This window comes from Gordonia amicalis NBRC 100051 = JCM 11271 (assembly GCF_000332995.1).
Classification (GTDB): Bacteria; Actinomycetota; Actinomycetes; order Mycobacteriales; family Mycobacteriaceae; genus Gordonia; species Gordonia amicalis.
The window spans coordinates 1-13714 of record NZ_BANS01000002.1 but is presented as its reverse complement, the minus strand read 5'-3'; the positions used below and the strand labels follow the sequence as shown (position 1 = coordinate 13714).

13 protein-coding genes are annotated in these 13714 nt (G+C 67.6%); 11 read left to right on the top strand and 2 right to left on the bottom strand.

Annotated features, from left to right (window positions below):
- The first annotated feature begins 35 nt into the window (after window positions 1–35).
- The 8 genes from GOAMI_RS01330 to ahcY all read left to right on the top strand — a co-directional run bounded on the left by GOAMI_RS01330 (window position 36) and on the right by ahcY (window position 7848).
- A complete protein-coding gene (locus tag GOAMI_RS01330; RefSeq protein ID WP_006434589.1) occupies window positions 36–1100 on the top strand; it encodes a PPE domain-containing protein in 1065 nt (354 codons plus the stop codon).
- A complete protein-coding gene (locus tag GOAMI_RS01325; protein ID WP_006434588.1) occupies window positions 1097–1903 on the top strand; it encodes an ESX secretion-associated protein EspG in 807 nt (268 codons plus the stop codon). Before GOAMI_RS01330 ends, GOAMI_RS01325 begins: the two co-directional genes overlap by 4 nt.
- A 115-nt stretch (window positions 1904–2018) precedes the next feature.
- On the top strand, window positions 2019–2339 hold the full coding sequence (locus GOAMI_RS01320) for a WXG100 family type VII secretion target (protein ID WP_006434587.1): 321 nt from the start codon (window positions 2019–2021) through the stop codon (window positions 2337–2339).
- Between the two features lie 29 nt (window positions 2340–2368).
- Window positions 2369–2665 carry a WXG100 family type VII secretion target gene (locus tag GOAMI_RS01315; RefSeq protein ID WP_006434586.1) on the top strand — a complete coding sequence of 99 codons (297 nt, stop codon included), beginning with the start codon at window positions 2369–2371 and terminating at the stop codon, window positions 2663–2665.
- A 198-nt stretch (window positions 2666–2863) separates the two neighbouring features.
- Window positions 2864–4444, top strand: coding sequence for a sodium-dependent transporter (locus tag GOAMI_RS01310; protein WP_006434585.1), 1581 nt, complete (start codon window positions 2864–2866; stop codon window positions 4442–4444).
- Window positions 4441–4620, top strand: a complete 180-nt coding sequence (locus GOAMI_RS01305) for a methionine/alanine import family NSS transporter small subunit (protein WP_006434584.1) — start codon at window positions 4441–4443, stop codon at window positions 4618–4620. The genes GOAMI_RS01310 and GOAMI_RS01305 overlap by 4 nt, the downstream gene beginning before the upstream one ends.
- 121 nt (window positions 4621–4741) lie before the next feature.
- Window positions 4742–6250 carry an amino acid permease gene (locus tag GOAMI_RS01300; protein ID WP_006434583.1) on the top strand — a complete coding sequence of 503 codons (1509 nt, stop codon included), beginning with the start codon at window positions 4742–4744 and terminating at the stop codon, window positions 6248–6250.
- A gap of 122 nt (window positions 6251–6372) precedes the next feature.
- Window positions 6373–7848 carry an adenosylhomocysteinase gene (gene ahcY / locus GOAMI_RS01295; RefSeq protein ID WP_006434582.1) on the top strand — a complete coding sequence of 492 codons (1476 nt, stop codon included), beginning with the start codon at window positions 6373–6375 and terminating at the stop codon, window positions 7846–7848.
- A gap of 99 nt (window positions 7849–7947) precedes the next feature.
- Here the strand turns inward: ahcY and GOAMI_RS23345 are convergent, their stop codons facing one another.
- The gene (locus GOAMI_RS23345) at window positions 7948–8457 is read right to left on the bottom strand and encodes a hypothetical protein (RefSeq protein ID WP_006434581.1); all 510 of its coding nucleotides are present in this window, start codon (window positions 8455–8457) and stop codon (window positions 7948–7950) included.
- A gap of 415 nt (window positions 8458–8872) precedes the next feature.
- Window positions 8873–9505 carry a dTMP kinase gene (locus GOAMI_RS01285; RefSeq protein WP_006434580.1) on the bottom strand — a complete coding sequence of 211 codons (633 nt, stop codon included), beginning with the start codon at window positions 9503–9505 and terminating at the stop codon, window positions 8873–8875.
- A gap of 97 nt (window positions 9506–9602) precedes the next feature.
- Here GOAMI_RS01285 and mtrA point away from each other — a divergent pair, with 97 nt between their 5' ends.
- From mtrA to lpqB, 3 genes are read left to right on the top strand one after another with little or no spacing between them, the layout of a single operon-like run.
- Window positions 9603–10280: an MtrAB system response regulator MtrA gene (gene mtrA / locus GOAMI_RS01280; RefSeq protein ID WP_006434579.1), complete on the top strand. Its 678-nt coding sequence runs from the start codon at window positions 9603–9605 to the stop codon at window positions 10278–10280.
- Window positions 10277–11947, top strand: coding sequence for an MtrAB system histidine kinase MtrB (gene mtrB, locus GOAMI_RS01275; protein WP_006434578.1), 1671 nt, complete (start codon window positions 10277–10279; stop codon window positions 11945–11947). Before mtrA ends, mtrB begins: the two co-directional genes overlap by 4 nt.
- The gene (lpqB, locus tag GOAMI_RS01270) at window positions 11944–13707 is read left to right on the top strand and encodes an MtrAB system accessory lipoprotein LpqB (RefSeq protein ID WP_006434577.1); all 1764 of its coding nucleotides are present in this window, start codon (window positions 11944–11946) and stop codon (window positions 13705–13707) included. The genes mtrB and lpqB overlap by 4 nt, the downstream gene beginning before the upstream one ends.
- Window positions 13708–13714: the final 7 nt, after the last annotated feature.

Genomic DNA, 13714 nt, shown 5'->3' with positions numbered 1-13714 from the left:
GCACCAGACTCGTGGACCAGCAGAGGGGAGGGACCATGACCAGCACGACCGGAGCAGGCTTCACCGGCGTCAACTGGGACGCGCGTACGAGCGAACAACTTGCCGCCGACCTCGGGGCCGGGCCGGGTCCCGCGCCACTGGTGGAAGCCGGGTTGGCGTGGGCGTCGCTCGCGACCGAGATTGGCGAGGCCGGGATCGACTACGCTGCGGTACTCGCGCGAATGGGCGTGCACTGGCAGTCCGCACACACCAGTGCGGCGTTCGAGAAACTCACGGAGCTGGCTCCGTGGTTCGCCGACACCGCCGCCGAGGCTGCGGAGAATGCCTTGCGTGCGGAGGCGCAGGCAGCTGCGACCACCGTCGCGCGCCTGAACATGCCCAACCTCGCCGAGGTCGAGGTGGTGGCGAAGCTCCACGAGATCGCCACCAGCGCAACCGCGGTCGCGCCGATCATCGCCGGGGCCGCGGCGGAGGCCGAACGCGCTGTCGCACAGCAACGTATGCGCGCAGCCCGGGTCATGCAGACCTACGAGAACGCGACGGAACCGGTGGGCAAACCCTGGCCGTCTTCGCGCCGGGCTCCCGACCTGGTGTCCGGCGAGGCGCTCGCTTCCGAGCAGGCCGCCGCAGCTCGGGCTGCGGCGCGGGCCGAGGTCACGCCGCCGGTGACGCCTCCGATCGCGCCGATGGCCGGTGTGATGTCCGGCGCGTACGCGCCGCCCGCGGAAAAGCTCCGCTACGCACCGACGGTCGTGGCGAGCGCTGGACCCACGTCTGCGACTCCCGTTGCGGCACCCGCGAGTACGGCGACCACGCCGGGGGCCGGTGTGCCGCCACCGATGGCGCCGGGAACGGCGGCCGCCGGCGATCGTGGCGCCACCATCCGCAGCGTCTCCGTCGACTCCGAGTCGTCCGATCCCGACGATGGCCTCGCACGTGCGTCGGACGGCCTTGACGCCCCGCTCACCTGGGCCGACGTCGAAACCTCCGATCATCCTGCAGCCCACTATGTCTCGGCTCCGGCCTCCGAGTCTTCGAAGGTCGATCCGCGGTACCTGGCGGAGACGTTGTTCCTCGGTGGCCCGGGGGACCGCGCATGATGCCGACGACTCACGACGACCCCGTTGCGCTCGACGCGGCTGTGCTCCTTCGCCTCGGGGATCGCTTCGGCGTGCAGACCTGGCCGGTGGTGCTCGACATGCCCGTCAGTGCTGAGGACGAGTCCGCGCAGCGTGTGGCCGACCGCGAGCGCGATGCGGCCATCGCCGCCCTCGGCCTGGTGGACCATGACGAGCCCGTCCCGTGGCTGGCCACCGTTCTCCGTGTCCTCTCCCAGCCGCAACGTGAGATCGAGATCCGTTCCTTCACCGATACTGGTGTCCGCCGAATGTGCCTGGCACGCAGGGGTTATGAGCATGTTCTGGCCGAACGTGCCGGCGAATGGCTCGACCTGGCCGTAGTCGAGGTCGCCGACCTCGACGCGGTGGCCGACATCGTGCGCTCCCGGTTCGACGACGCCGCCGCATGCGAGTTCACCTCGTTCTCGGTACCCACCGACGAACTCGTCGACAGCCTCGGACGGAGTGGCACGGGTACCGAGGTCACCGACGCTCTGTACACGCTCGGCGTGCCGCTGTCCGATGCCGTCGTCATCTCCTCGGCATTCGCGTCCTGCCGGGTGCGCACCGAGATCGTCGCCTCCTCGAACGAGGACGGACGATTCTCCCAATCTTCTGGGGCCCTAGCCGTTTTCGACACCGCCCGGGGGCGGATCGTGTCGAGTCCCAGTAAGTCTCCGGACGGTCGGGTGTGGACCACCCTCTCACCGGGTTCGGGTCATCGGATCGCGCAGGCCGTGCGCCTGCTGATCGAGACCCTCCCGGACGGGACGTGGTCGACATGATCCGCATCGGGGGATCTCGCGGTCCACACCGCGAGAGACAACTGTCAGGGGTATCTGTGTCACGGATACCAACGGGGGCATCGCCAAACGGTGCCGTTACACAGGAGGACAACTCATGCTGAATCTGCCAGGTGCCAGTGGCCCCGGTGTGAAGGTCGATGTCGCGGAGGGCCAGGCCACCGCGGCCGGTGTCGGCGGGATCGTCGCCGATATGAAGGAAACGATCGATGTCATCGCGAAGCATGCGTCGAACGCGACGCCGACGTGGCAAGGCAAGGCGGGCGTGGCATTCGACGGCACACACACCGACTGGAACAAGGCCGCGAACACGATGAACCAGCTCCTCGATCAGATCAAGGCCCAGCTGACCAACGGCTTCACCGGCTACGAGGACCAGGACGCCGCCGCAGCCGGTGGCCTCAACATCACCGTCTGACCTGCTTCGCCTCTTCGAAAGGGACTTCCATGACCATCAACTACGATTTCGCGGCACTCGGTGACCTCAGTGGCGGACTGCAGCGGGCATTCAGTGAGCTCGACGCTCTCAACACGCAGCTCAAGAACCAGATCGCTGCGCTCGACGGCAACTGGAGCTCGGCTGAGGCGAAGGCGGCCTACCTCGACGCACAGATGAACTTCGACCGCATCTTCACGCAGTCGCGGGAGTCGCTGCAGTCGCTGCAGTCCGGCGTCAGCAACGCGAGCCGCATCATGTCGGACACCGACTCCTCGATCGCCAGCGGGTTCCGCTCGCTCGCCTGACCGACACCCCGACGGGGACTCCGCGGTCACCCCGCGGGGTTCCCGTCGTCTCTGCTCAATCGGGGAGCATCCGTCGACGGCATTCCGACAGGCCGACGTCAACGGACCCGCGTGACGGGTGGGTGCGATAGCGTCGGACTCCGACGGTCGTCGGGGCACCCGTGTCTCGAGGACTCAGCGCCCGACGAGGAGGTAGCAGTGGCATCTGCGAACGCCGCCGGAGAGCACCGGGAGTCCTTCACCCGGAATTCCGGCTTCATCTTCGCCGCAATCGGATCGGCGGTGGGGCTCGGCAACATCTGGCGATTCCCCGGCGTGGCCTACGAGAGTGGAGGTGGGGCATTCCTCATCCCGTATCTGGTCGCCCTTCTCACCGCAGGCATCCCGGTGCTGTTCCTCGACTACGCAGTCGGTCATCGTTCCCGGGGCACCGCGCCGTTGTCCTTTCGGCGGATCAAGAAACCGGCCGAGGTGCTCGGCTGGTTCCAGACCGGCCTGCTGTTCGTCATCGGTGTCTATTACGCGGCGGTCATCGCCTGGGCCCTGAGCTATTTCTTCTTCTCGTTCCATCAGAGCTGGGGCGACGATCCCGCGGCCTTCTTCACCGGCGAGTACCTGAAGGTCGGCGACCCCGGGGTCTCCACGACCATCGTCGGCGGCGTCGCGTTACCGCTGATCGTCGTGTGGCTGGCCGTGCTCGCCGTGCTGATGCTGGGCGTCGCGAACGGCATCGAAAAGGTCAACGTCGTCTTCATCCCGCTGCTCTTCGTCGGCTTCGCCGGGCTGGTGATCCGCGCTCTCACGCTGCCCGGTGCCGTCGACGGCCTCAATGCCCTGTTCACCCCGCAGTGGGCGGCGTTGAAGGACCTCGACGTGTGGATCGCGGCCTACAGCCAGATCTTCTTCTCGCTGTCGATTGCCTTCGGGATCATGATCGCCTACGCGTCGTTCCAGCGGCGTAAGGCGAACATGACCAGCTCCGGTCTCGTGGTCGCATTCGCGAACTCCTCGTTTGAGATCCTCGCCGGCATCGGCGTCTTCTCCGCGCTCGGCTTCCTCGCCTACCAGCAGCAGGTCGCCGTGTCCGACCTGGAAGGTCTCACCGGACCGATCCTGTCCTTCGTGACGTTCCCGGCGGTCATCTCGGAGATGCCCGGCGCCGCGTTCTTCGGTGCACTGTTCTTCGGCTCGCTGGTCATCGCCGGGTTCACGTCGTTGATCTCCTTGATGATCGGCGTGTCGAGTGCGCTGCAGGAGAAGTGGGGCCTGTCCCGGACCAAGGCCGCGGTCGGCGTGTCGGTGGTGTGCGGTCTCATCTCGGTCGGGTTGTTCTCGACCACCTCGGGTCTCATCGCCCTCGACACCGTCGACATGTTCGCCAACAACGTCGGCGTGGTCTCCTCGGCGATCCTGATGACGATCATCCTGATCTGGGTGCTGCGACGCGGAGACATGCTGCGCCACCACCTGAATGCCGTGTCGACGTTCAAGGTCGGCAAGATCTGGCTCGGGCTGGTCGGTGTGGTCGCGCCCATCTTCCTGACGATCATGCTCGTCCAGAAGGTCCGGTCGGTGATCGACGAGGGTTACGAGGGGTATCCCACCTGGTACATCAGCATCTTCGGGTGGGGCACCATCGCCCTGATCGTCGTCGGTGCCGTCGCCCTGACCCTGCCGTCGTGGAAGGGCCGCGACGAACCCGATTTCCTACCGTGGCCGCCACTGCCGGACGGTGTCCGCGGCGCCGCCCCCAATCCCACTGAGGAGGCCCTCCGATGAGTGGAGTCGCCATCGTCATGCTCCTCGTCTCCATCGGAATCGTGTGGGGAGGGCTGGTCGCGAGCATCATCTTCCTGAACCGTCGCCCCGAGGTGGAGGATCTGTTCGAGGATCCCGACCTCGTACGCGACGACGAGGAACGCGCAGCGCAGCCGCACCCGTTCCGCGACACCTGAACCGCAACGGCTGACCTGGGTCCGGCCTGGTGGTCCCATCTGAGCTCGGCCTACGACCAACCTCCGGTCAGCTAGCCTGGATGAGCTGCGATGCGCGTCACCTTCGGTCCTAGGAGGCACGATGAGTAACCCGTTCAAGCGCATCAAGTCGGTCGAGCAGTCGATCACCGACACGGACGAACCGGATACCAAACTCCGCAGAGACCTCACGGCGTGGGATCTCACCGTGTTCGGCGTCGCGGTCGTGGTCGGTGCCGGCATCTTCACCCTCACCGCCCGGACCGCGGGCAATCTCGCCGGGCCGTCGGTCTCGTTGGCCTTCGTGCTGGCCGCGATCGCCTGCGCGCTGGCCGCGCTCTGCTACGCCGAGTTCGCCTCGACCGTGCCCGTCGCCGGTAGTGCCTACACCTTCTCGTTCGCCACCTTCGGCGAGTTCGTCGCATGGGTGATCGGGTGGGATCTGATCCTCGAGTTCGCCTTGGCCGCGTCCGTGGTCGCGAAGGGCTGGTCGCTCTACCTGGGCAACATCCTCGGCTCCGCGGCATCTGTACAGATCACCGACTCGATCGGCTTCGACTGGGGCGCGGTGCTGCTGATCGCCGTGCTGACGGTGTTGCTGGCTCTCGGTACCAAACTGTCGTCGCGGGTGTCACTCGTCATCACCACCATCAAGGTCTTCGTCGTCCTGCTGGTCATCGTGGTCGGCGCGTTCTACATCAAGATGAAGAACTACGACCCCTACGTGCCGCCCGCCGCGCCGCCCGCCGAGGGCGACACCGGCCTCCACCAGACGCTCTTCTCGGCGATCACCGGTGCCGAGGGCAGCACCTTCGGCTGGTACGGCCTGCTGGCGGCGGCATCGCTGGTCTTCTTCGCCTTCATCGGTTTCGACGTCGTGGCCACGACCGCCGAGGAGACGAAGAACCCGCAGAAGGCGATGCCGCGCGGCATCCTGGGATCACTGGCCATCGTGACGGTCCTCTACGTCGCGGTCAGCCTGGTGGTGTCCGGGATGGTGCCCTACCCCGAACTGGCCGACCAGACCGATCCGGTGACCGGAGAGGTGACCGGGTCGACCCTCACCACGGCATTCGAGGCGAACGGTGTCACCTGGGCGGGCTGGGTCATCGACCTCGGCGCGCTCGCCGGCCTGACCACGGTCGTGATGGTGCTGCTGCTCGGTCAGACCCGCGTGGGATTCGCGATGGCGCGCGACGGACTGTTGCCCCGATCGCTGGCGCACACCGGCAGGCGCGGTACACCGGTGCGCTTCACCGTCGTCGTCGGCATCGTCTCGGGTGTGCTGGCGGCGTTCTTCCCCATGGGGACCCTGGAGGAGATGGTCAACATCGGCACCCTCTTCGCGTTCGTGCTGGTGAGCATCGGGGTGCTCGTCCTCCGCCGGACCCGGCCCGATCTCGAACGCGGCTTCCGGGTGCCCTTCGTTCCGCTCATCCCGATCCTCTCCATCCTCGCCTGCCTGTGGTTGATGCTGAACCTGTCCGTGGAGACATGGATCCGGTTCGTGGTGTGGATGGTGGTCGGCGTCGTCGTGTACTTCTCGTACGGATACCGGCATTCGGTCTTCGCCCGGCGCGAGCGGGGTGAGCAGATCGGAACGGCGGCGTAGCAGCCGGAGACGCCGGGCCCGACACCTGACAATGGGCTCGGCGGGCGTGGTCGGATAGCCTGGATCGAACGCATATCGCGCTGCAGACACGCGGCGTCCGACGCGAACGACAAGGGGATCAGATGACGACTGCTCAGGACGAGCTGAAGGCCGACAGCCGCAACGGGATCGACTACAAGGTGGCCGATCTGTCCCTGGCGGACTTCGGCCGCAAGGAGATCGAGCTCGCCGAGCACGAGATGCCCGGACTGATGGAACTGCGTCGTGAGAACGCAGACGTCCTGCCGCTCAAGGGTGCTCGAATCTCCGGATCGCTGCACATGACCGTTCAGACCGCCGTGCTGATCGAGACGCTTGTTGCGCTCGGCGCCGAGGTCCGCTGGGCGTCGTGCAACATCTTCTCGACCCAGGATCACGCGGCTGCGGCCGTCGTCGTGGGTCCCCACGGCACCCCGGACGAGCCCAAGGGCGTCCCGGTGTTCGCCTGGAAGGGCGAGACGCTCGAGGAGTACTGGTGGGCCGCCGAGCAGATGCTGACCTGGCCCGAGGCGGACAAGCCGGCCAACATGATCCTCGACGACGGTGGTGACGCCACCATGCTGGTGTTGCGCGGTGCCGAGTTCGAGAAGGCCGGTGTCGTGCCGCCCGCCGAGGATGATCACCCGGCCGAGTACAAGGTCTTCCTCGAACTGCTGCGCAAGCGTTTCGAGACCGACAAGAACAAGTGGACCACCATCTCCGAGTCGGTCCAGGGCGTGACCGAGGAGACCACCACCGGCGTGCTGCGGCTCTACCAGTTCGCGGCCGCCGGCGAGCTGACGTTCCCCGCGATCAACGTCAACGACTCGGTCACCAAGTCCAAGTTCGACAACAAGTACGGCACCCGCCATTCGCTGATCGACGGCATCAACCGCGGTACCGATGTCCTCATCGGCGGCAAGAAGGTGCTGATCTGTGGTTACGGCGACGTGGGCAAGGGTTGCGCGGAGTCGCTGGCCGGGCAGGGCGCCCGTGTCCAGGTCACCGAGATCGACCCGATCAACGCGCTGCAGGCCCTGATGGACGGCTACGACGTGGTCACCGTCGAGGACGCGATCGGTGACGCCGACATCGTGATCACCTCCACCGGCAATCTGGGCATCATCACCATCGACCACATGCGTCAGATGAAGCACCAGGCGATCCTGGGCAACATCGGTCACTTCGACAACGAGATCGACATGGCCGGCCTGGAGCGTTCGGGCGCCAAGCGCATCAACGTCAAGCCGCAGGTCGACCAGTGGATCTTCGACAGCGGCAAGTCGATCATCGTGCTGAGCGAGGGTCGTCTGCTCAACCTCGGCAACGCGACGGGCCATCCGTCGTTCGTGATGAGCAACAGCTTCTCCAACCAGGTCATCGCGCAGATCGAACTGTGGACCAAGAACGACGAGTACGACAACGAGGTCTACCGTCTGCCCAAGCATCTCGACGAGAAGGTCGCGCGCATCCACGTGGAGGCGCTCGGCGGCAAGCTGACGAAGCTCACCAAGGAGCAGGCCGAGTACATCGGCGTCGACGTCGAGGGTCCGTACAAGCCGGAGCACTACCGCTACTGATCGGACCCGCGTCGCAAACCCACCACTGATGGAGATATCCACCACCCGATCGGGTGGTGGATATCTCCAAAAGTGGTGGGTTTGCGGCTTTTTCGCTGTTCAGGCGCCGATGTCGGGTTCGGCGTCGGGGCAGTAGATCCACGAGCCCCGTTCCTTCAGGAACCGCTCCTTGGACTTCTCGGATTCGGTGCGCTGGTTGCCCTTCTCGAGGTGGGACACGACCTCGGACTGTGCGACGTCGCCGTCGAACACGGTCCCGAGGAAGCCGTCGACCACGATGTTGCCGTCGTCGTCGGGCGGCGGGCCGGTGATCCGGTCGCGCGATTGCGTGCAGACCGCGGCCTTCATGCGCACGACGTCACGCGCGTTGCGAGCCGACACGTAGTTCTGAAGGGCCGCTCGGATCTGGGAAAGCGCTGCGTCATCAGCGGATTCGGATTCCGATTCGTCCGCGGTGCTCGCGGAACCATCCGGCGAACCGCTCGACGAGGTGCTCGAACCCGTTGCCACGGAGGACTCGTCCGGTCCGGACGACGTCACCATGAGGGTGACCACGAGGGCGACGAGGGCCACCACGGCGACGCCGCCGGTGATCCAGGCGACGATCACGCCGGCGTTGCGCCGGGGCGGCGGGGGACCGTGGGGGCCGCCCGGAGGGCCTCCGTGACCGCCGCGCTGAGCGTATGGCCCGGGACCGTGGGCGCCGTACGGAGGCGGGGGGCCGTATGGTCCGTAGGGTGGTCGCGGCGGTGACGCGGGGGGTGTCTGCCCGGGCGGGAACTGTCCTGGACGGGGTCCGCCGGGCTGCCGCCCGCCGGGGCCCGGCCACTGGGGGCCTTCTCCGGGCCGACCGGGACCGAATGGTGGCGGCGCACCGCCGGGTGGTGGCGGTTGATAGGTCATGCGACCCTCTCCCCAGTCATTGATTCAGGCTATCGAAGTGCCGTCGTGGCGGCAGAGGCCCGTCATCGCCGGTGGCGTTCGTCCGAATGACACCTGTCTCGGGTGTCGCGCGGGCCCTGGGTCAGGGAATCAGGAGATCGGCCAGCGCGGCGATGTCCTGCCCGTCGTACCGGTACCACGGGGATGTCCAGTTGTCCTCGGCGAGCCGGCGGTACACCGCGTCGACGCGGCGCTGCAGGTCGCTGTCGCGTTCGTAGGCGTCGCGTACCCGGCTCGCATCGCCGGCGGCCCGGGTCCGGGCCCGCTGCATCGCCACCTCGGCGGGCACCCCCAGCAACACGTGTCGATCGGGTACGGGCATCCCGAACCGGCCGTATTCGAGGTCGGCGACCCATCGCACGACCTCTCCGTCGACGTCCTGTTCCAGGCGTCCGGCGTTGTAGGCCGCGTTCGACGCGACGTAACGGTCGAGGATGACGATGTCGTTGGCCTTGGTGGCCGCTGCGATGTCCTCCGCGGCATCGGCCCGGTCGAGGGCGAAGAGCAGGGCCATGGCGTACACGCTGTCCCGCAGGTCGCCGTGCGAACCGTGCAGCGCCTCGGAGGCGATGTCGGCGGTCGCGGACTTCCCGTAGCGCGGGAAGGTGAACGTCGCGATCCGCAGACCCGACGCCGTCCAGCGCTCGACCAGACCGGTGACCAACGTGTTCTTACCGGCGCCGTCGAGCCCCTCCACCGCAATCAACTGACCCACGCGGAGGAGTGTATGTGGTGGGACGAATCCGGCCAGTACGTCCGGTACGGCGCGTCATTCACCACGCTTTCATCACGATGGTGTCACCATTGAACACATGAAGCCTCGCATCCTCGTCGTCGACGACGACGCCGCTCTCGCCGAGATGCTGACGATCGTGTTGCGCGGCGAGGGTTTCGAACCCTTCGTGGTCGGTGACGGGACTCAGGCACTCACCGCGGTGCGGGAGATCCGGCCCGACCTCGTGCTCCTCGACCTCATGCTCCCGGGCATGAACGGTATCGACGTATGTCGCGTGCTGCGTGCCGACTCCGGTGTCCCGATCGTCATGCTGACCGCGAAGTCCGACACCGTCGACGTCGTGCTAGGTCTCGAGTCCGGCGCCGACGACTACATGGTCAAGCCGTTCAAGCCCAAGGAACTCGTCGCCCGTGTGCGCGCACGCCTGCGCCGGACGGACGAGGAGCCGGCCGAACTGCTCTCGATCGGTCCGGTGGAGATCGACGTCCCTGCACACAAGGTGACCCGGGACGGCGTGCCGATCTCGCTCACCCCGCTCGAGTTCGATCTGCTGGTCGCGCTCGCGCGGAAGCCGCGTCAGGTCTTCACCCGCGACGTCCTCCTCGAACAGGTGTGGGGCTACCGTCACCCGGCGGACACTAGACTCGTCAACGTGCATGTTCAGCGTCTGCGTGCGAAGGTCGAAACCGACCCGGAGAATCCCGAGGTCGTGCTGACTGTGAGGGGGGGCGGCTACAAGGCCGGCCCGCCGTGATCGGTCGTTCCCGACGACGGGTCAACAGCACCTTCGGACGCTTCACCCGCGCTGCCGGCGCTGTCGGACGTGCCTTCGGGCACATCTGGCGGCGCTCGCTGCAGCTGCGGGTCGTGGCGTCGACGCTGTCGCTGTCGGTCGTCGTGCTGCTCATCCTGGGTTTCGTGCTGGTCTCCCAGATCACCGACCGACTCCTCGACGTGAAGCTGGCGGCGGCGACCGAGGAGATCGACCGCGCCCGCATCTCGGTGGAACGCGATTTGTCCAGCGGCGCCGGCAACATGTCGGTGCAGAACCGGCTGCAGCAGACGCGGTCGCTGCTGACCGATCGTGACGCCGACACCGGACAGACCTCTGGAACCGTCGGCGCATTCGACACCGTCCTGCTCGTCCCCGGATCGTCGGGGGGCAGTGCGTCCAGCGGCGTCGGCCCGACCGCCGAGGTGCCGTCGAACCTCCGGGACATGGTCCGCGGCGGCCAGGTGGCCTATCAGTACACCCAGGTACCCAACGGTTCCGGCGGGCACGCGCCGGCGCTGATCGTGGGCACGCCGACCAACGCGTCGGTTCCCGGTCTCGAGCTGTATCTGGTCTTCCCCCTGACCGCGGAGCAGAACACCGTCGACCTCGTCCGCGGCACCCTGCTGACCGGCAGCATCGTGCTGCTCGGGTTGCTCGCGGCCATCGCCTGGCTCGTCTCGCGGCAGGTCGTCATCCCGGTGCGGTCGGCGTCCCGGATCGCGGTCCGCTTCGCCGACGGCCGCCTCAAGGAGCGCATGCCCGTGCGCGGTGAGGACGACATGGCCCGGCTCGCGATGTCGTTCAACGACATGGCGGAGAGCCTGTCCAAGCAGATCACCCACCTCGAGGAGTTCGGCGGGCTGCAGCGTCAGTTCACCTCCGACGTCAGTCACGAACTGCGGACGCCGCTGACCACGGTCCGCATGGCCTCGGACGTGCTCTACGAAGGCCGCGATGAGCTCGACCCCGTCCGGAAACGTTCGGTCGAGTTGCTGGACAAGGAGCTCGACCGCTTCGAGACGCTGCTCAACGAATTGCTGGAGATCTCCCGCCACGACGCCGGTATGGCCGAGCTGGCGGCCGAGCGGATGGACATGGCCATCCCGATCGACGGAGCTCTCGCCACGGTGCGGCATCTCGCCGAGGAGACCGGGACCGAACTCGTCCTCGATCTGCCCGCAGAACCGGTGCTCGCCGAGATCGATCCGCGCCGCGTCGAACGCATTCTGCGGAACCTGCTGGCAAACGCGATCGACCACGGCGAACGGAAGCCGGTGACGCTCACGATGCGGTCCGATGGCGACGCGGTCGCCATCACGGTCCGCGACCAGGGCATCGGGCTTCGGCCGGGGGAGGAGAAGCTGGTGTTCAACCGGTTCTGGCGCTCGGATCCGTCGCGGTTCCGCCGCTCGGGCGGCACCGGTCTCGGACTGGCCATCAGCATCGAGGACGCACGTCTTCACCAGGGCCGGCTCGAGGCGTGGGGCGAACCCGGCAAGGGTGCGTGCTTCCGGTTGACCCTGCCTCTGGTGCGCGGTCACAAGGTGCTCGGCTCGCCGTTGCCGCTGAAATCCGTCGGCTCGGCTCCTCGGACCGCCGCCAAGACGAGTGGCCGTACACCAGGCGTGGAGGCTGGTATCGAATGAGCGTCGCAGGTCGTCCGGAACACCCGCGTCGGAGTGTTCTGGGGTTCGTGATCGCCGTCGCGATGGCCACCGTCGCGATGGTGGTGGTGTCGGCGTGCGGGTCGATCCCGAGTGACTCGTCTCCGCAGCCCATCAAGTCCTTCCAGCGCGAGGGCGCCACCAACGCGGCCCCGGTGCCGCAGTCCGACATGGACCCGGAGGCCCTCGTCCGCGCATTTCTCAAGTCGACGGTCGACCCGGACTCCGGACACGACACCGCGCGTGCCTTCCTGACCCCGGTCGCCTCGCAGCAGTGGGACGACCGCGGGGACGCGCTGATCCTGGACGAGATCAGCATCTTCGTCGACCAGCGCAACGAGGACTCCGTCCGCATGCGGCTGACCGGCGACAACGTCGGCACCCTCAAATCGGACGGACAGCTGCTGCCCGCCTCGGGCCGGGTCGAGACCAGCATCAGCCTGACCCGGCAGGGCGACCAGTGGCGGATCGACGGGCCCCTGCCGAACGGGACGATGATCGACCGCGACCAGTTCGACAACACCTACCGTGCGGTCTCGCTCTACTTCTCCGACCGCACCGGCCGGCGACTGGTCCCGGACCCGCGGTGGTTCTACGCCGGGCAGGCCACCGACCCGACGGTGCTGGTCAACCGGCTCATCGCCGGTCCGGCGGCCGACCTGTCCGCCGCTGTCGACAGCGGATTCCCGAGCGGGGCGACGCTGCGCGGGCCGGTCGTGGGACTGGCCGGCGGCGGGGTACGCGTCGACCTCAACGGCATCGGCAACGCGTCGAGCCGGGATCGCGCGGTTCTGGCGGCCCAGATCGTCTGGACCCTCGACGGGGCCGACATCTCGGGGCCGTACGTGATCGACGCCGACGGTGCGCCACTGGTGGGCGAACGGGCCTCGGGGTGGCAGCCCGCCGACGTCCGGTCCTTCGATCCGAACGCGGTGCCGTCGACCGACGTCGGTCTGAACATCGTCACCGGCGGGGCGTTGCGCGCGGTGACCGACACGGGCACCGTGCCCGTGCGCGGACCGCTGGGATCGTCACGTGATGTGCGGGCGGCGACGATCTCCGACAACGGCGCGCGGGTTGCCGCGGTCCGGACCGCGAGCGACCGCCGGCTCGAATGCGTGATCGGCGACTACGGCGGCGACGTCGGTCCGATCGTCAGCGGCGTGTCCATCACCCGGCCGTCCTTCGGGGCGGACGAGAACTCCGTGTGGGTGGTCGTGGACGGCAAGCCCGTCCAGTGGCAGCGGGACGACGACGGGACCCAGACCGTCCCGGTCGAGGCGTCGTCGATCCCGACCGTGGCGCGCGGGGCCATCACCGAGATGCAGGTCGCACCGGACGGCGTCCGTGCGGCGCTCGTCGTCGGCGGGCAGATCGTGTTCGCGGTGCTGTCGACGAACGCCGAGGGGCAGGTGTCGCTGACAAGTCCGCGCATCGCGGCCTACAACGTCGGCAATCGTGCGGTGTCGCTGGACTGGGCGTCGCCGACGACGCTGGTCATCGCGCGGGAGGCACCCGAGTCCCCGGTCGTGCAGCTGTCGATCAACGGCACCCCGGCGGTCGGCCTGCTCAGCGGCAACGTGTCGCCACCGGTGCGGGCCGTGGTGGCGAACTCCTCGACCATCTACGTCGGGGATCAGCGTGGCGTGCTCCGCCTCGGCAGCAACAACGGGCAGCCCGACCAGTACTGGACCGAGGTCGAACCGGCCATGATCGCTGGCGCCATCCCGGTTCTGCCCTGATCTCTCG